Genomic DNA, 16,181 nt, shown 5'->3' with positions numbered 1-16,181 from the left:
TGAAGTCATGCCACCCATGCCAACGCCTGCGGACAAATCGAACACGAAGGAAAGCGAGGGTGTTGCCGTCATCGATCGTGCTTGCGCCATTCTGTTCGCCTTCCGGCCGGACGATGACGCGCTCACGCTCGCCGAACTGGCGGCGCGCACGGGGCTTTACAAGAGCACGTTGTTGCGGCTCGCGGGCTCGCTGATCCAGCATCGCTTGCTGCTGCGTCTCGACGACGGCCGCTATCAGCTCGGTTCCGCCACTTTCATGCTGGGCGCTCTGTATCAGCGCAGCCTGAACCTCGGCGATATTCTGGTGCCGCTCATGCGCGAACTCGCCGAAATCAGCGGCGAAAGCGTGTCGTTCTATGTGCGCGACGAAGCGGTGCGGGTGTGTTTGCATCGCGTGGATTCGAAGCACGCGGTGCGCTTTCACGTGCGTGAAGGCGACGTGCTGCCGCTGGAGAGCGGCTCGGGCGGCCACGCATTGCTCGCCTTCGACGGCATGCCGGGCGCACCGTACGAAAAGATTCGCGAGGACTTCTACTGTGTGTCGATCGGCGAACGCGACCGGGAGACGGCGGGTATTTCCATGCCGGTATTCGGCGTGCGGCAGAGCCTGCGTGGCGTGGTGACGCTGGCCGGTCCGAGCTCGCGTATCGATCACGCGTTTCTCGAACGCAATCTCGGCGCGCTGTTTGATTGCGCCGCGCGCGCCACCGACGCCTTGGGCGGCGATTCGCGCGCCATGCGCAACGCGCAGCGGCGCGCGGCCGAAGTTCAGGACAAGTAGTTCAGGGCAAATGGATCAAGGCAAATGCCGCTCGGGCTTGCCCGTGTACGTGTAGGCCATCTGGCGCGGCATCGGACCTTTGTTGCGCTCTTTGCGTCCGCGCTGTTCCCATGCATGAGACAGAATGCCGACCGCGCGTGACAGGCAGAACACACCACGCGCCAACTCGGGCGCAAAGCCGAGTTCGGCGTAGATCACCGCGGTGGCGCCGTCGATATTCATCGGCACGGGCTTGCTTTTGCGGTTCATGAGCAGCGCTTCAATGCCGCGTGCGATCGCGGCATAGCGTCCGCTGATACGCTCCGCGCGGACATTCTCGTCCACCAGCGCGAGAAGCCGCGGCGCACGCGGATCGACCGGATGAAAACGATGCCCGAAACCCGGCAGATATTTGCCGTGCGCCGCGATGAAGGCATCCACACCTTGTTCGACGGCGTTTTCCAACGTGGCGCCGGCTTGCATGCGCGCATCGATCGAATCGTACAGTTCGACCGCCTGCTGACCGGCGCCGCCATGCACGTCGTCGAGCGCGTTGATCGCCGAGGCCATCGCGCCGTTCAGCGGCAAGCCGCAACTGGTCGCGATCCGCGAGATCGCAATCGATGGCGCATGCGGGCCATGATCCACCGACGACACCAGCGCCGCTTCGAACAAACGCGCTTGCGCGGCGTCGGGCAGTTCGCCGCGCAGCATCAGCCAGATCATCTGCGGAAAGCTGATATTGCCGATCAGCTCCTGAATCGGGAACCCGCGGACATTGATCGAGCCCGGATGAATGTCGATGATCGACGTGCTCCAATAATCGGCAGCAAGCTTCGCTGCGTCGAATGCTTGCGTCATGTTCAGATCACTCCTTCGGCGCGTAGTTGGTCGATGTGTGCGTCGTCGTAACCGAGCGCGGCGAGTTGTTCATGCGTGTGAGCCGAGAGAACCGGCGCGGGCGTGCTCGGCGCCGTGTCCGCGTCGTGCAGACGAAAACCCGCGCGGGTCACGCGCTGGCGGTCCGTGTTGGCGTTGGCGGCAAACTCGCGGATGAAGCCGCGCGACTCCAGATGCGGATGCGCGAGAATCTCCGGCACCGACATCACGCGGCCGGCCGGCACGCCGGCTTCGAAGAAACGCGCTTCCCAGTTCGCGGCGCTATCGTGCGCGAGTGCCGTTTCGATGTCCGCTTTCAATGCCGCGCGATTCAGCTTGCGGGCGTTGCGCTCGGAAAAACGCGGATCGTCGAGCAGATCGGCGCGGCCGATTAACTGACACAAGCTAGCGAACTGTTTGTTTTCGTTGGCGGCGATATTGAGCGGGCCGTCGCCGGTTTTGAAAGTGCCCGACGGCGCGGCGGTGAAGTTCTCGTTGCCCATTGGCGTCGGCGTGACGCCGGCGTTCAGGAAATTCGAGACGACCCAGCCCATGGTTGCGAGCGTGGCTTCGAGCATCGACACGTCGAGCATGCGGCCGTGTCCCGTGGCGCGCGCGTCGAGCAACGCGGCGCAAATGCCGAACGCCGCGGTGAGACCGCCCACTGTGTCCGACACCGGATAGCCGACGCGCAACGGTGCGCTGTCGGCATCGCCGGTCACGCTCATCACGCCGGAGATGCCCTGAATGATCTGGTCGTAAGCAGGGCGCTTTGAAAACTCGCCGTCCATGCCGAAGCCGGAGATCGCGCAATACACGAGCTTCGGATTGACCTCGCGCAGCGCATCGAAATCGAGGCCAAGACGCGTCATCACGCCGGGCCGGAAATTTTCGACCAGCACGTCCGCGGTTTCGACGAGCTCGCGCAAAATCACCTTGCCGCGCGGGTCTTTCAGATTGAGCGTAAGCGACTGCTTGCCCGCGTTCACAGCGACGAACGAGGCGCCCATGTTGCGCGCCGACGCATCCTTGTCGGCACCGAGGCGCCGCGCCAGATCGCCGCCTTCCGGGTGTTCGACCTTGATCACTTCAGCGCCGAGCAACGCGAGTTGATACGCGCAAAACGGCCCGGCCAATACATTCGATAAGTCCAGTACGCGGACTCCAGCCAACGGCAGCGTCATCTTTAAAGCCTCTTGTTCAAAATACGATGCGACGCAGTTCAATGCGAAATTTCGTCGAGATTGCGATGGTTGGTCCGCGGTCCGAAGATGCCGATCGCGCCCATCACCATCACCATCGACGCGCTGATCAGCGCGAACACACCGCTTACGCCGAAGTGACGCAGCGCGAACGCGATCATGAAGCCGGAGAACATGGCCGACAGACGCGACATCGAGTAGACGAAGCCGACGGCGCGCGCCCGCAAACGCGTCGGGAAGAGTTCGGTCTGATACGCGTGATAGCCGACCGAGAGCAGCGTGCCGCTCAGTGTGATCAGCACGCCGAGCGTCATCAGCATGGCGGGCGAGGTTTGCGTCGCGAACAGGCTGCCGAACACGGCAATGCCGAGTGCCGACAACACGATCAACGTCTTCCGTTCGATGCGGTCCGCGATCGCCATGCCGATCAGCGGCCCGAACGGATTCGAAACCGCAATCACGAACGAGTACAGCAGACTGTGCGTGATCGTCACGCCTTTGGAGACGAGCAGCGTCGGCACCCACGAGGCGAAGCCGTAGAAACCGATCGCCTGGAACAGATTAAAGACGAGCATGGTGATCGCGCGTTTGCGATACGGCGGCTGCCAGATTTCGCGGAAGGCGGCCTTGGTGGTCGCCGGTTCGACAGTCGGCACGGCGGGCGGCAGAGGTTTGCCGTATTGCGCGGCGACTTTCGCTTCCAGCGCCTGCAGCACCTGCTCGGCTTCGGCGGCGCGGCCTTGTTGCGCGAGCCAGCGCGGGCTTTCCGGCACGCGTCGGCGAATTGCCCACACCACCACCGCGCCCAACGCGCCGATGATCACGACCCAGCGCCAGCCGTCGAGTCCGAACGGCGTGAGGGGCACCAGCCACCACGCGAGAAACGCGACCGACGGCACCGCGGTGTACTGCACCAGATGAACGAACGCAAAGGCACGGCCACGCAAATGTTTCGGCACAAGTTCGCTGACGTACGTATCGATCGTCACCAGCTCGACGCCCACGCCGATGCCGGCAATCAGACGCCACAGATTGATGGCCGGCGCCGTGCTTTGCAGCGCCATGATTAGCGTCGCGGCGGAGTACCACAGCAGCGAAATAGTGAACACCGTCTTGCGGCCGTAGCGGTCGGCCATGCCCGCCAGAAAGAACGTGCCGATGAAAAGCCCGGCAAACGACGCCGCCACGAACGCGCCGAGTCCGGACACGCCGAAGAACGACGCGGTCGTTGTCGAGTAGACACCGCTTTTGACGAGGCCGGGGCCGACGTACGCGGTGAAGAACAGATCGTAGAACTCGAACCAGCCGCCGATGGACAGCAGGAAAACCAGCATCCACACGGCACGCGTCGCGGGCAGGCGGTCGATGCGCGCGTTGACGCCGGGCGTGGGCTCCGGCGCGCCGGCGCTTGAATGGGGCGACGCGCCGGGCGTGTCGATCGGCAGGCTTGCCATGAAATCCTCCTTCGGGTGTCTTTCGTCAGCGTCGTTCTGTTAGAAAGAACGACGTTCTGTTTAATGAGTGTGGCGAGATTAGTCCGTGCGGCCGACGTCAGGAATCCGGGTTTTTACCTGGAGAGAGGGGAAAGTCGCTTGCGGACGGGCGTTGGCGCAGCAAGCGCGCCCGCCCGTCCGCCGCGTGGGCGGTTCGCTGCTTTACGTGGCCATGCGTTGAAGCATGGCCAGCAGCGTGTCGAACGAAAGCGGCTTGCGCGCGTATTCGATGACGGGATTCGGTTGCACGGGGATATCGGCGGCCGCGCTGCACAGAATGATCGGAATGGCACGCAGATCAGGATCGGCGTTCAACGCCGCGCACAGTTGCAGCCCTGACATGACCGGCATCATGCAGTCCGACACGATGATGTCGGGCCGGGTCTTGCGTATCTGCTCGAGCGCGGCGGCCCCGTTCGACGCCGTCAGCACGGTGTAGCCGTGCCGCTCCAGCAACAGCCGCCAGACTGTCAGGATGTCGAACTCGTCGTCCACGACCAGAATGGTTTTCATGGGCGGCTAGGTGTTTCGTCGCGGCGGCAGCGTGGCCGTCAGGCCGGCCGCCGAATACAGGCTGGCGGGGCTCCCCGAGTTTTCGCTCACGTCGAGGCCTTGAGACGAAATCACAAGCTCGCGCAACGAAGTGTCGTGGGCGCTTTCACGCTGCTTGACCACGGAAATCATGCGCCGCAGACCCGCTTCCGTTTCGGCGTAACGCAGCAGCACGAGGTTCTCGGTCAGGGCCGAAACCCGCACGCTCTTCGCGTGGCCGGGGTCGGCGTAAAGCGGCAACTCTTCTGTAAGGAGCGTGGTGACGCAGGCCTCGCGAAGCTGGTGCAGCAGCGCATTCAGGAACAGGCCAAAGCGCTCGGTGCGCAACGCGGAATCGCGGAAACCTTCTACCCCGTCGATGACGATGCGCGACGCGCCGATCTTCTTGACCGTGGCGAGCGCGGTGGCCGCGAGTTCGTCGACGGCCAGTTCAATGGCCGGTTGCCACTGGATCACGAGCCGGCCGTCCTCGTGCGCGTCCGTCAGTCCGATCGACACGGCCTCCGCTTTGCCGATCAGCCGCTGCGGCCCTTCGTAAAAGCCAAGGTACACGCAGCGTTCGCCGCGCGCGACGCCGGCCGCGAGAAATTGCAGACAGAGCAACGTCTTGCCGACGCCCGACGGCCCGATCAGCGTGGTCGTGGAGCCTTGCGCAAAGCCGCCGCCGAGCAGGCCGTCGAGATGCGGAAGGCCGAAGCCGAGACGCGCTTTCAGATCGACCGGACCCGGCGGCAGAGCAGATTGCGCTTCCAGGCGCGGGAACATCAGGAGCCCGCTTTCGGCAATGCGGAAGAAATGCTTGCCCATCAGATGATTGCGCGCGCGCATCTTGTGGACTTCGATTTCGCGCGCGCGGCGCATGCCGTCGTTGAATCGGTTCAGCTCGATCAGGCCATCGACCAGCGTATGTTCCGGATGCGGTTCGTTGCCGGAGAGCGGGGCAAGCAGCAAGGTCGTGCAATCCATCGCCGCGACCAGCGCATTCAACTCATGGATGAACTTGGACAGCGACAGCTCGGTCTCGCTGAATTCACGCGCGCTACGAAAGCCGTCGATGATCATCAGGCTCGGGCGGTAATCGTAAATGCTCGAGGCAATCAGCTTGAGGAAGCCGTCGAGACCGTCCTGCATCAGTTCGTGATAGCCGGACACGAACAGCATCTGCTGGGCGACCGCTTTCTCGTCGAAAAAGCTCAGGCCCTTGAGATGACCCAACAGCTTGTCGTGCGATTCGGCGATCAAGGTCATGTACAGCACCTTCTCGCCCTGGCTTACACGATGAAAACCAATCTGGCTCGACAGAATCGTCTTGCCGGCGCCGGCCATGCCTTCCAGCAGGTACACGCCGCCGCGGACCAGACCTCCGCCCAGGATCTCGTCGAGACCGGGGACGCCCGTTTCCACGTTGGATCGGGAAGATGTCTGAGATTCGTGGTTAGTCATTGTCGAAGTGTCATTTCAAAGTGCGGAGAAGCGACGGCTCGTAAGGAATCGTCTATTGCTCAACTCCTCTAATTAGCAAGCCGCGTTCCCGCTCCGGGGCGGCAATGCTGCGCGTCGGCATGAGATGCAGGGGATTCTACCTGGCGGCGACGCGCTTGGCGAACGGCACGCAGGCGTGCGGTTCGCGGTCGTTCGAGGCAGTGGAGTGGCGCGTTGCCGACCGCCGGAGTGGCGGCGAACTTTTCAACGCGATGTAAGCAGAGGGAGATTCAGACAACGCCTCGCGCATGCAATTCGTGCAAAGGTGCACCGCATGCGCGAGGCGCTTACAGCGAGGCGGGCCGACGACCCGCTTTCGATTCAACTACAAACGAAACTACTCGCGGCGTTGACGTCGCCGCCCTGATAGCGCGCCACTTTCGGATACGCGCAAAGTGGCCGCGTGCGTCCCGCGCCCCAACCGGCAGTCACGTCCGTGTTCGGCACGACATTGCTCGCGTCGCGCGCGGTGGCGACCACGCTGTCCGGCGCTTTGCCCTGTTCGACCCACGCGACGAGCGGCGTGAGCATGTCGAACTGGTCGGTGCTCGGTCCACCGCTGCAGTGGTTCATGCCGGCAATGGTGTAAAGACGGGCGAAGTTAGAAGCGTCGCCGCCGTTTGCCGTCGTGAGCCGCTGATACCAGTCAGTCGTGTCGTTCGATGAAAACACCGGGTCGCTCGTGCCGTGATAAACCATCAGCTTCGCTCCGCGCTGCTTCAATGCGCTCAGGTTGGTTTCGTCGGGCGGCGTCATGAAGGACCACGCCGACTCGCTATACGTGCCGCTGGTGGCGAAGATCTTCGGCGCGTCGGTGTCCATGCTGAAGTTCAGCGCGTACGCCGACAACTGGCTCAACACGGAAGCGCTTTGCGGTGGCGTGGTGAAGGTGAAGGCGGCTGCGGCCGGATCGAGTGTGATCGAGTTGGCCTGCTTCCATGCCGACCAGCCCGGGCCGAGTCCGGCGTCGTATGGGAAGCTCGCATACAGGGCTGTGCCTGCGCTGTTGCGCGCGCCGGAGAACACATTGCCGATGGCGTCCTTTTGCGCGCCCGTCAAACACGTGCCGTCGCGCACGTTGTTCGTGCAGGTCGGGACATCGGTGGCGAGGCTGAAATTTGCCTGGCATGCCTTGATATCCTGAATGAGGCCGTCGCTGGCGCCGTCGAGCGCGTCGCACTTGGCCAGTATTTTCGACGCCACCATTTGACGTTCTGCCGCGGTAAAGCCGGTTGTGATATCGGGCAGGCCGTTCGACGTTGTCGCGGTCGCCACTTTCGCGAGCTGCTGCGCGCTCCACATTTCGCCGACGGCCGCCTTCGGCAGATGAAAGCCCGGATCGCCCGCAATGATGCCGTCATATTCCGCCGACGAGCGTGCCGCCGCGACCATTGCATGACGTCCACCGTTGGAGCAGCCGTCGAAGTAGCTGCGGTCCGGTGCCTTGCCGTAAGCGAGCTTGATGACCTGCTTGGCCATCGGCGTGAGCGTGGCGACTGCGTTGTAGCCGTAGTCGATGCGCGCTTGCGGGTCGAGACCGAACAGCGGATTTTGCGCCGAGCTGTGCCCCGCATCCGAGCTGATGACCGCGAAGCCCATATTGAGCGCGTCGCTCGTGGGACCGCCGCCGCCGATCTCGCCGGTGGCCGTGACCACGTTGCCGTCGAGGCCACCGTTGGCCTGATAGAAGAAACGCCCGTTCCATGCGATCGGCAGGCGCATTTCGAAGCCGATCGCGTAGGTCTTGCCGTCGACACTGCTGACGCGTTGATTCATGCTGCCTTGAATCAGACAGTGTTCGGCGATCGGTTTGCCGGCTACTTTCAGCGTGCCTGCCGCGATGTCCGTCACCGTGGTGAAGACCGTATTGGCGAATGTGAGCTTCGCGGCGAGCGCCGCGCAATTGCCGGCGAGCGTGCCAGGCGTGGCGGCGCTCAGTTGCGGCAACGCGGCGGTGTTGGCGCTGGTGCCCGCGCTGCTGCCGAGATCGTTGCCGCCGCACGCGGCTAGTGTGAGCGCCGCAGCCGCTGCGAGCGCGATAGAGGTGCATTTCATGCAGTGTCTCCTAGAACGAATGACGAACGCCGACCATCACGCCGGTCTGGCCGGTGCCTGCCGCGGGCGTCGTGCCGCCGCCGCCGGCGCTGACCGAGTAGCGCGCTTTCGCGCTGTTGCCGAGGTACGAACCTTGGGCGTAGACAGCGGTGCGCTTCGAAAGCAGATAGGTGGTGCGCAGGGTGCCCATCGTGGCGCGGGTGTCGTGCTCGCTATTGGTGATGTGATAGACCTCGCCGTCGACGATGAAGGCAGGCGTCACGTAGTACGACGCGGCGACGAAGAACAGATTCGAGCGCACGCTCGCAATCGTGTCCGCCGCCGGCTCGACGCGGCGGTTGAGCCATCCCACGCCGAGTTTTGCCTTGCCGAGATTCGCGTAGGCGCTAACATGCGCGCGGATGTCCTTGTCGCCGGCGCTGGTGAGCGGAGTCGGCGCGATGCCGTCGAAGAAGTTCGCCGCCGCGGTGCTGCCGCCACGCTGCTCTTCATACGACGCCGCGACGCCGAAGAGCGGCGCGTCGTACTTCAGCATCACCGACCATTCGCGGCATTGGGTTGCCTGTCCGGCGACCGAACCGGTGCACGTGCCCTGGCCCGGCGAGTTGCCGGTGCCGGCGGAATCGCGGCCGAACGAGTAATTCGCGCCGAGCGTCACGCCCGCATAGCTGCCGAGGTAGACCACCGAGTTGTCGGCGCGGGCGTTGGGCACATAGGCGTCGAGCGAGCCCAGACCATAGATGTCCGGGCCGATCAAGTCCGCGCCCATCAGCGCGAGGTACGTCATCGTGTACTGGCGGCCGAACGAGACCGTGCCGTATGGGCTCTTGATGCCGACGAATGCCTGACGGCCGAACAGCCGCCCGCCCTGGCCGAGGTCGCCGGCTCGCACATTGAAGCCGCTTTCCAGCGTGAAGACCGCGCTATAGCCGCCACCCAGGTCTTCATTGCCGCGCAGCCCCCAGCGCGAAGGCAGTTCGCCCGTGACCGACGGCATGCGGAACACGCTCTTGCCCGCGGCGTTCGCGTGCGAAACGTATTCGATGCCGGTATCGACAATGCCGTAGAGCGTCACGCTCGATTGGGCCGATGCGGCGCCGCTGAGGGTGCACAGTGCGCCGCAGAGTAAAAGACGTGCGGATGCTTGCATGAAGGGTGTCTCCGAACCGTTGAATGAATGTGTGTGTTGTTGTTGAATTTTTTGTGCGGACGGTCAGTCGTCGGCGCGCGGGCGGCGCAGCAGGAGCAGCGCGGCTGCTGCGGCGATCAGCGTGACGGGAATGCTTGCGCCGATTACGGTCGATGAACTGCGGCCCATCGCCAGCAATTGACCCGCGGCCAGCGGCCCGACCACCGAGCCGACGCGGCCCACCGCCACCGCCGCGCCGACGCCGGTGCCGCGCATGGCCGTCGGATAAAACGCCGCGGACAGCGCATACAGCACCGATTGGCCGCCGATCACGAACATCCCCGCGAAGAAGGCCGAGGCCGCCAGCGCGCCGAAGCCGGGCGCCATCGAAAGCGCTGCGAGCGACGCGATGATCCCGACATACATGCCCGCCACCACCACGCCCGAGCGCATGCGATCCATCAACATGCCAATGCACAACGCGCCGATGCCGCCGCCGATGTTGAAAAAGATCTGCACGTAGCCGACCTGCGCGCGCGTCAGACCGCTTGCGGCCATCAACGAGGGCAGCCAGTTGAGCAGGAAGTAGAGGACGATCAGCGTGCAGAAATAGCTGACCCAGATCTGCACGGTGGAGAGCCCACGCGTGCCGCCGAACAGGATTTCACCGACCGGCGCGGGTTTGGCGTGGCCATCGCGCGATGCTTGCGTGAACGCCTTCGAATCCGCGAGAAACACGAGCAGCAGTGGCACCAGCACCAGCGGTCCCGCGCCGCCGACGTAGAAGATGTGGCGCCACTCGGTGTCGCCCGCACTCAGCACGCCGATCACCGACGCGATCACACCACCGAACGGAATGCCGCAATACATCACACTCACGGCGGTGCTGCGCGAACGCGGCTCGACCGCTTCCGACGACAACGCGATCAGGTTCGGCAATGCGCCGCCGAGTCCGATACCTGTCAGCACCCGCACGATCACGAGCGTGTGAAAGTCGCTCACCAGCGCGGTCATGATCGACAGCAGGCCGAACAGGCAGGCGGAGATCACGAGCACGCGCTTGCGGCCGATGCGGTCGGCGAGCCGCCCGCCGAACATCGCGCCAGGCAGCAGGCCGAAGGTGCCGGCGCTGAACGCCAGGCCCATCTGCGCCACCGAGAGGCCGAACTCGCGCGCCATGCGCGGCGCGGCGACGCCGACCGACTGCAGGTCGAGCCCTTCGAGCAGGGCAATCGCAAAACACAATCCGAGGGTGACGAAGGCGCCTGTCCGGCTGGACGTTGCCGGTAGCGCAGTGCCTTCGGTCGAATTCAATGTTCCGGCTCTTTTCACGTTAGTGATCCTTATTAAATGGCGTGGTTTTCCGGTTTCGCTGGAAGTCAGCAGATGCCGAGTCGCCGTCTTGCATGCCAGACGGGTTTGGCAAGCGAGCGTCAGATCATCGTCGAGGCCACGATGGAATGCTCTGCAGCAGCGCAGCGATCACCGCCGCGCGCGGCGCATCGTTTCGATGGCCAGACGACGGTGTATTTGCTTCGAGGCGATGCGTCGCGTCTCCACACGCCGCATCGTGGACTGGATTTAATATCAGGTAGGCTGATAACACAAGCGCAAATTGTTCGGTGAAAACACCTAGCAATTCGGCGAGGCGGCCAGCGGATCTAGCCGCGCAGATTACGAACGAAAGTTTCGAGGTGGGTCTGCACCGCGCCGGCGGCGTCGAGTTCGATGCCTTCCATCATCTGCTTCTCGATGGCCTTGACGGCCTGCTCGCATTCGCGCAACACGGCGCGCCCTTCGTCCGTCAGTCGCAGCAGCACGATGCGGCCGTGCGTCGGGTCCGGTTCGCGGCTTACCCAGTGGCGGCTCGCCATCGCATTCATCACCTCATTGGCCGATTGTGGCGTGATGAAGGAACGCTCGGCGACCTGGGCGTTGGATGCTTGCCCTTTGGCTTCGAGCACGGAAAGCGCGGTGAATTGCGCGAGCGTCAGGCCGAGCGGCGCGAGCGCTTCGGTCATACGACGCCGCAGGATGCGGTCGAGACTGCCGATCACATAGGTCAGGCGCAGGCTGGAACGGCGAGTGCGTGTGGCGGTCGGCTCGGCAGGCGAGTTTTGATTTTTGCTCATCGTGGGCAGAAGGTTCGGTCTATCCCGCATCTTAGCGCGCCTCGACGGAAATTCCGCCGCTAGGGGTTTGCACCGAGCGGGCGATTTTCCACTTTACATATCAGGCAACCTGATATTAAATGTGTTCATCAGGCCGCGGTCGCGGCCAACGTTCACGGAGAAAGCAGATGAGTTATGAAGGCCGTTGGAAAACCGTCAAGGTCGATGTCGTGGAAGGAATCGCATGGGTCTCGTTCAATCGACCTGAGAAGCGCAACGCTATGAGCCCCACGCTGAACAAGGAAATGATCGAGGTGCTCGAAGCCGTTGAGCTGGACGCGGAAGCCCAGGTTCTGGTACTCACCGGCGAAGGCGACGCGTGGACTGCCGGCATGGACCTGAAGGAATATTTCCGCGAAGTCGACGCGGGCCCTGAAATCCTGCAGGAAAAGATTCGCCGCGACGCGTGCCGCTGGCAATGGCAACTGCTGCGCATGTACGCGAAGCCGACCATCGCGATGGTCAATGGCTGGTGCTTCGGTGGCGGATTCTCGCCGCTGGTGGCATGCGACCTTGCGATTGCCGCCGACGAAGCCGTGTTCGGCCTCTCCGAAATCAACTGGGGCATTCCGCCGGGCAACCTGGTGAGCAAAGCAATGGCCGATACCGTCGGGCATCGTCAGGCGCTGTATTACATCATGACGGGCGAGACGTTCACCGGGCAGGAAGCGGCGCAGATGGGCCTCGTCAACAAGAGCGTGCCGCGCGCCGAGCTGCGTGAAGCTACGCGTGCGCTCGCCGGCAAACTGCTCGAGAAGAATCCGGTGGTGTTGCGCGCCGCCAAGCAGGGTTTCAAGCGTTGCCGCGAACTGACGTGGGATCAGAACGAAGACTATCTGTACGCCAAGCTCGATCAGGCGCAATTGCGCGATCCCGAAGGCGGTCGCGAACAGGGCCTCAAGCAGTTCCTCGACGACAAGGCGATCAAGCCCGGTCTGCAAACGTACAAGCGCTAATCGGTCGCATCGACGTGGACTTCGGTTCACGCAGACTACGGTGAGTGATGCAGCGAGAGAGACAGCGAGGAGACGACGGACATGCATGAAGTGACTTTGTTGATCGGCGGCGAAAGCCGCGGCGCATCGGACGGCAAGACGTTCGAGCGGATCAATCCCGCGAGCGGCCAGGCTGCTTCACGTGCGGCGGCGGCCACGCTGGCCGATGCCGACGCTGCGGTTGAAGCAGCGGCGCGGGCCTTTCCGGCCTGGTCGGCGCTAGCACCGACCGAGCGTCGCAAGCGTTTGCTGGCGGCAGCGGATCTGATGGACGCCCGCACCGCGCAGTTCATCGAAACCGGCGTCGCCGAAACGGGCGCGATGCCGAACTGGTACGGCTTCAACGTCATGCTGGCCGCCAACATGCTGCGCGAAGCCGCGGCCATGACCACGCAGATCGACGGCGACGTGATTCCGTCCGATGTGCCAGGCAGTCTCGCGATGGCGGTGCGCCAGCCATGCGGCGTGGTGCTCGGCATGGCGCCGTGGAACGCGCCGGTGATTCTCGGCACGCGGGCCATTGCGATGCCGCTCGCGTGCGGCAACACGGTCGTGCTCAAGGCGTCCGAAGGTTGTCCGGGCGTGCATCGGTTGATCGGCAGCGTGCTGCAGGAAGCCGGGCTCGGCGATGGCGTCGTCAACGTGATCACACATTCCGCCGAAGACGCGCCGGCGATCGTGGAGCGGCTGATTGCGCATCCGGCGGTACGTCGGGTGAATTTCACCGGTTCGACGCGAGTGGGGCGCATCGTCGCGCAGCATGCGGCGCTGCATCTGAAGCCGGCGTTGCTCGAACTCGGCGGCAAGGCGCCGGTCGTGGTGCTCGACGATGCCGATCTGGATGCGGCCGTCGCAGGCATCGCGTTCGGCGCGTTTTTCAACCAGGGGCAGATTTGCATGTCGACGGAGCGCGTGATCGTCGACCGGAAGATTGCGGATGCGCTGGTGGAGAAACTCGCGGCGAAAGCGCGAAGCCTGAAAGCCGGCGACCCGGCCGCTGCGGATTCCGTACTCGGTGTGCTCGAAAGCGCGGCTGCCGCGCGGCGTATCAAGGCGTTGATCGAAGACGCGCATGAGAAGGGCGCGCGGTTGCCGGTCGGCTGCACGGTCGAAGGCGCTGTGATGCAACCGGTGATTGTCGACGGCATTACGCCTGCAATGAAGCTGTATGCGGAAGAATCGTTCGGGCCTGTGGTGACGGTGCAACGCGTGGACGGCGACGAAGAAGCGATTCGAATCGCCAACGACAGCGAATATGGACTCTCGGCAGCGGTATTCAGCCGCGATGTGTCGCGCGCGTTGAACGTCGCGAAGCGCATTGAATCGGGCATCTGCCATATCAACGGTCCGACCGTGCACGATGAAGCGCAGATGCCGTTCGGCGGCGTGAAGAAAAGCGGCTACGGGCGATTCGGCAGCAAGGCGTCGATTGCCGAGTTCACGGATCTGCGTTGGATCACGATTCAAACCGGACCGCGGCACTATCCGATTTGATCGTTGCGATCGCGATTTTCATTCTGATCGATAGGAGACAGGCTTTGCATTCCGAGCCGATACAACCGAATACCCCCGGTGCGCCGAAGCGCTACCGGGCGACGACGATCGGCGCTTCATCATTGCACACGCAGCGCCAGGGCGCCACGTGGTATCTGCGCGCGGCAGAACCACTCGGCGAGCATCCGCAACGTATGACGGAGCGGCTCGCAAGTGGCGCGCAAGCGCATCCTGACCGATGGCTCGCGGCACGTCGCGACAGCGACGGTCAATGGATCGGCCTGAGCTACGCAAAGGCGTTGCAAAGCGCTCGCGCAATCGGCCAGGCGCTCCTCGCGCGCGAACTTTCCGCTGAACGGCCCATCGTGATTCTGTCGGGCAACGATCTCGAACATCTGCAACTTGCGCTCGGCGCAATGTGGGCCGGCGTTCCCTATGCCGCGATTTCGCCGGCCTATGCGCTTGCTTCCGGCGACTTCGGCAAGTTGCGCCATACGATCGACCTGCTGACGCCAGGTCTCGTGTTTGCAAGCAGCTACGATACGTTCGCCAAGGCAATCGAGGCGGTCGTGCCGGCCGATGTCGAAGTACTTGCCGCCAACTTGCCACGAGAACAGCCGACGACCCGCAACGTGACTTCGTTCAGCAACCTGCTGAACACAACGCCCACTACGGTCGACTCAGTTCACGCCACGATGAGCCCCGACGTGATCGCCAAATTCCTTTTCACCTCGGGTTCGACCAAACTGCCGAAAGCGGTGCCGACCACCCACCGCATGCTATGCAGCAACCAGCAGATGCTGCTCGAAACGTTCCCCGAGTTCGCGAAGGAGCCGCCGGTGCTGGTCGACTGGCTGCCCTGGAATCACACGTTCGGCGGCAGCCATAACGTGGGCATCGCGCTCTACAACGGCGGCACGCTCTATATCGACGACGGCAAACCGGTCAACGGCAAGTTCGAGGAAACGCTGCGCAATCTGCGCGAGATCGCCCCGACTATCTACTTCAATGTGCCGAAGGGTTGGGAGGAACTGGCGATCGCGCTGGAGCGCGACGAGCAATTGCGCGAGACTTTTTTCTCGCGCGTGAAGGTGTATTTCTTCTCCGGTGCCGGCTTGTCGCAAATGGCGTGGGACAGGCTCGAACGCGTCACTGAAACGTATTGCGGCGAGCGGATACGCATCATGGCCGGACTCGGCATGACGGAGACGTCGCCGTCGTGTCTGTTCACCACGGGGCCGATCATGCGCGCGGGCTATGTGGGCCTGCCCGCGCACGGTTGCGAAGTCAAACTCGCGCCGGTCGGCGACAAGCTCGAGGCGCGTTATCGCGGGCCGCACGTCATGGCCGGGTACTGGCGCGCCGACGCGGCCGAGTTGGAGAACGTCTTCGACGAAGAAGGCTACTTCCGCAGCGGCGACGCACTGCGCTTTGTCGACATGGCGCAACCGGAACTTGGGTTGTTGTTCGATGGGCGCATTGCCGAGGACTTCAAGCTGAGTTCGGGCACTTTCGTGAGCGTCGGCCCGATGCGGGCGCGCGTGATTTCTGAAGGCGCACCGTATGTGCAGGACGTGGTGGTCGCCGGCATGAATCGCGACGATGTGGGGCTGCTGGTCTTCCCACGTCTCGACGATTGCAAGCGGCTGGCTCGTTTGCCCGTTTCGGCGAGCGCGCAAGAGGTGGTCGAAGCACCCGCCGTGCGCGCGCACTTCGCCACGCTGCTCGACGCGCTCAATCGCGGTGCCACGGGCGGCGCGACCACCATTGCGCGGCTGCGGCTCATGGACGTCGCGCCGTCGCTCGATCTCGGTGAGATCACCGACAAAGGCTCGATCAATCAACGCGCGGTGTTGACGCATCGTGCCGCGCTCGTCGAAGCGATGTATGACGCGGCACAGCGCGATCCCGCGGTGATCGTCGCGAGTGCATGCGGCGCGACGTGACGCGTGCGCCGCAGGATCAGACA

13 protein-coding genes are annotated in these 16,181 nt (G+C 63.6%); 4 read left to right on the top strand and 9 right to left on the bottom strand.

The features are described from left to right. Positions 1-16 precede the first annotated feature (16 nt). The gene (locus tag P0D80_RS11810; protein WP_132378845.1) at positions 17-781 is read left to right on the top strand and encodes an IclR family transcriptional regulator; all 765 of its coding nucleotides are present in this window, start codon (positions 17-19) and stop codon (positions 779-781) included. A 15-nt stretch (positions 782-796) separates the two neighbouring features. On the opposite strand, the gene P0D80_RS11805 is transcribed toward P0D80_RS11810, so the two are convergent. From P0D80_RS11805 to P0D80_RS11765, 9 genes are all read right to left on the bottom strand, one after another. Further along, positions 797-1,621, bottom strand: a complete 825-nt coding sequence (locus P0D80_RS11805; protein ID WP_132378843.1) for a citryl-CoA lyase — start codon at positions 1,619-1,621, stop codon at positions 797-799. Between the two features lie 2 nt (positions 1,622-1,623). Next, complete coding sequence (locus P0D80_RS11800) at positions 1,624-2,823, bottom strand: CaiB/BaiF CoA transferase family protein (RefSeq protein WP_408283944.1); 1,200 nt, start codon at positions 2,821-2,823, stop codon at positions 1,624-1,626. 38 nt (positions 2,824-2,861) lie between these two features. Then, the gene (locus P0D80_RS11795) at positions 2,862-4,295 is read right to left on the bottom strand and encodes an MFS transporter (protein ID WP_408283941.1); all 1,434 of its coding nucleotides are present in this window, start codon (positions 4,293-4,295) and stop codon (positions 2,862-2,864) included. A 201-nt stretch (positions 4,296-4,496) separates the two neighbouring features. Further along, positions 4,497-4,847 (bottom strand): response regulator, encoded by a 351-nt coding sequence (locus P0D80_RS11790; RefSeq protein ID WP_408177269.1) that lies wholly within the window; start codon positions 4,845-4,847, stop codon positions 4,497-4,499. Positions 4,848-4,853: 6 nt separating this feature from the next. After that, positions 4,854-6,329, bottom strand: coding sequence for an ATPase domain-containing protein (locus P0D80_RS11785; RefSeq protein ID WP_408283938.1), 1,476 nt, complete (start codon positions 6,327-6,329; stop codon positions 4,854-4,856). 360 nt (positions 6,330-6,689) lie between these two features. After that, positions 6,690-8,423, bottom strand: coding sequence for a tannase/feruloyl esterase family alpha/beta hydrolase (locus P0D80_RS11780; RefSeq protein WP_408283935.1), 1,734 nt, complete (start codon positions 8,421-8,423; stop codon positions 6,690-6,692). A gap of 10 nt (positions 8,424-8,433) precedes the next feature. Next, complete coding sequence (locus P0D80_RS11775; RefSeq protein ID WP_408283932.1) at positions 8,434-9,573, bottom strand: porin; 1,140 nt, start codon at positions 9,571-9,573, stop codon at positions 8,434-8,436. A 63-nt stretch (positions 9,574-9,636) separates the two neighbouring features. Next, positions 9,637-10,866: a 3-(3-hydroxy-phenyl)propionate transporter MhpT gene (mhpT, locus tag P0D80_RS11770; protein ID WP_408284004.1), complete on the bottom strand. Its 1,230-nt coding sequence runs from the start codon at positions 10,864-10,866 to the stop codon at positions 9,637-9,639. 347 nt (positions 10,867-11,213) lie between these two features. Further along, positions 11,214-11,684 (bottom strand): MarR family winged helix-turn-helix transcriptional regulator, encoded by a 471-nt coding sequence (locus P0D80_RS11765; RefSeq protein ID WP_408177265.1) that lies wholly within the window; start codon positions 11,682-11,684, stop codon positions 11,214-11,216. A gap of 167 nt (positions 11,685-11,851) precedes the next feature. Here P0D80_RS11765 and P0D80_RS11760 point away from each other — a divergent pair, with 167 nt between their 5' ends. The 3 genes from P0D80_RS11760 (at position 11,852) to P0D80_RS11750 (ending at position 16,158) form a co-directional block, all read left to right on the top strand. Further along, positions 11,852-12,679, top strand: coding sequence for a p-hydroxycinnamoyl CoA hydratase/lyase (locus P0D80_RS11760; RefSeq protein ID WP_408283929.1), 828 nt, complete (start codon positions 11,852-11,854; stop codon positions 12,677-12,679). Positions 12,680-12,760: 81 nt separating this feature from the next. Further along, positions 12,761-14,212, top strand: coding sequence for an aldehyde dehydrogenase (locus P0D80_RS11755; RefSeq protein WP_408177264.1), 1,452 nt, complete (start codon positions 12,761-12,763; stop codon positions 14,210-14,212). A gap of 44 nt (positions 14,213-14,256) precedes the next feature. Further along, positions 14,257-16,158, top strand: a complete 1,902-nt coding sequence (locus P0D80_RS11750) for a feruloyl-CoA synthase (protein ID WP_408284003.1) — start codon at positions 14,257-14,259, stop codon at positions 16,156-16,158. The last annotated feature ends 23 nt before the right edge of the window (positions 16,159-16,181 follow it).

The organism is Paraburkholderia sp. RL17-373-BIF-A (assembly GCF_046030175.1).
Taxonomy (GTDB): Bacteria; Pseudomonadota; Gammaproteobacteria; order Burkholderiales; family Burkholderiaceae; genus Paraburkholderia.
The sequence above is the reverse complement of the archived record's forward strand: the minus strand, read 5'-3'. Positions and strand labels throughout refer to the sequence as shown.

Bases quoted from the DNA above. Each gene is read 5' to 3' on its own strand.
- P0D80_RS11810 (WP_132378845.1), top strand. From the start codon at position 17: ATGCCAACGCCTGCGGACAAATCGAACACGAAGGAAAGCGAGGGTGTT.
- P0D80_RS11805 (WP_132378843.1), bottom strand. From the start codon at position 1,621: ATGACGCAAGCATTCGACGCAGCGAAGCTTGCTGCCGATTATTGGAGC.
- P0D80_RS11800 (WP_408283944.1), bottom strand. From the start codon at position 2,823: ATGACGCTGCCGTTGGCTGGAGTCCGCGTACTGGACTTATCGAATGTA.
- P0D80_RS11795 (WP_408283941.1), bottom strand. From the start codon at position 4,295: ATGGCAAGCCTGCCGATCGACACGCCCGGCGCGTCGCCCCATTCAAGC.
- P0D80_RS11790 (WP_408177269.1), bottom strand. From the start codon at position 4,847: ATGAAAACCATTCTGGTCGTGGACGACGAGTTCGACATCCTGACAGTC.
- P0D80_RS11785 (WP_408283938.1), bottom strand. From the start codon at position 6,329: ATGACTAACCACGAATCTCAGACATCTTCCCGATCCAACGTGGAAACG.
- P0D80_RS11780 (WP_408283935.1), bottom strand. From the start codon at position 8,423: ATGAAATGCACCTCTATCGCGCTCGCAGCGGCTGCGGCGCTCACACTA.
- P0D80_RS11775 (WP_408283932.1), bottom strand. From the start codon at position 9,573: ATGCAAGCATCCGCACGTCTTTTACTCTGCGGCGCACTGTGCACCCTC.
- P0D80_RS11765 (WP_408177265.1), bottom strand. From the start codon at position 11,684: ATGAGCAAAAATCAAAACTCGCCTGCCGAGCCGACCGCCACACGCACT.
- P0D80_RS11760 (WP_408283929.1), top strand. From the start codon at position 11,852: ATGAGTTATGAAGGCCGTTGGAAAACCGTCAAGGTCGATGTCGTGGAA.
- P0D80_RS11755 (WP_408177264.1), top strand. From the start codon at position 12,761: ATGCATGAAGTGACTTTGTTGATCGGCGGCGAAAGCCGCGGCGCATCG.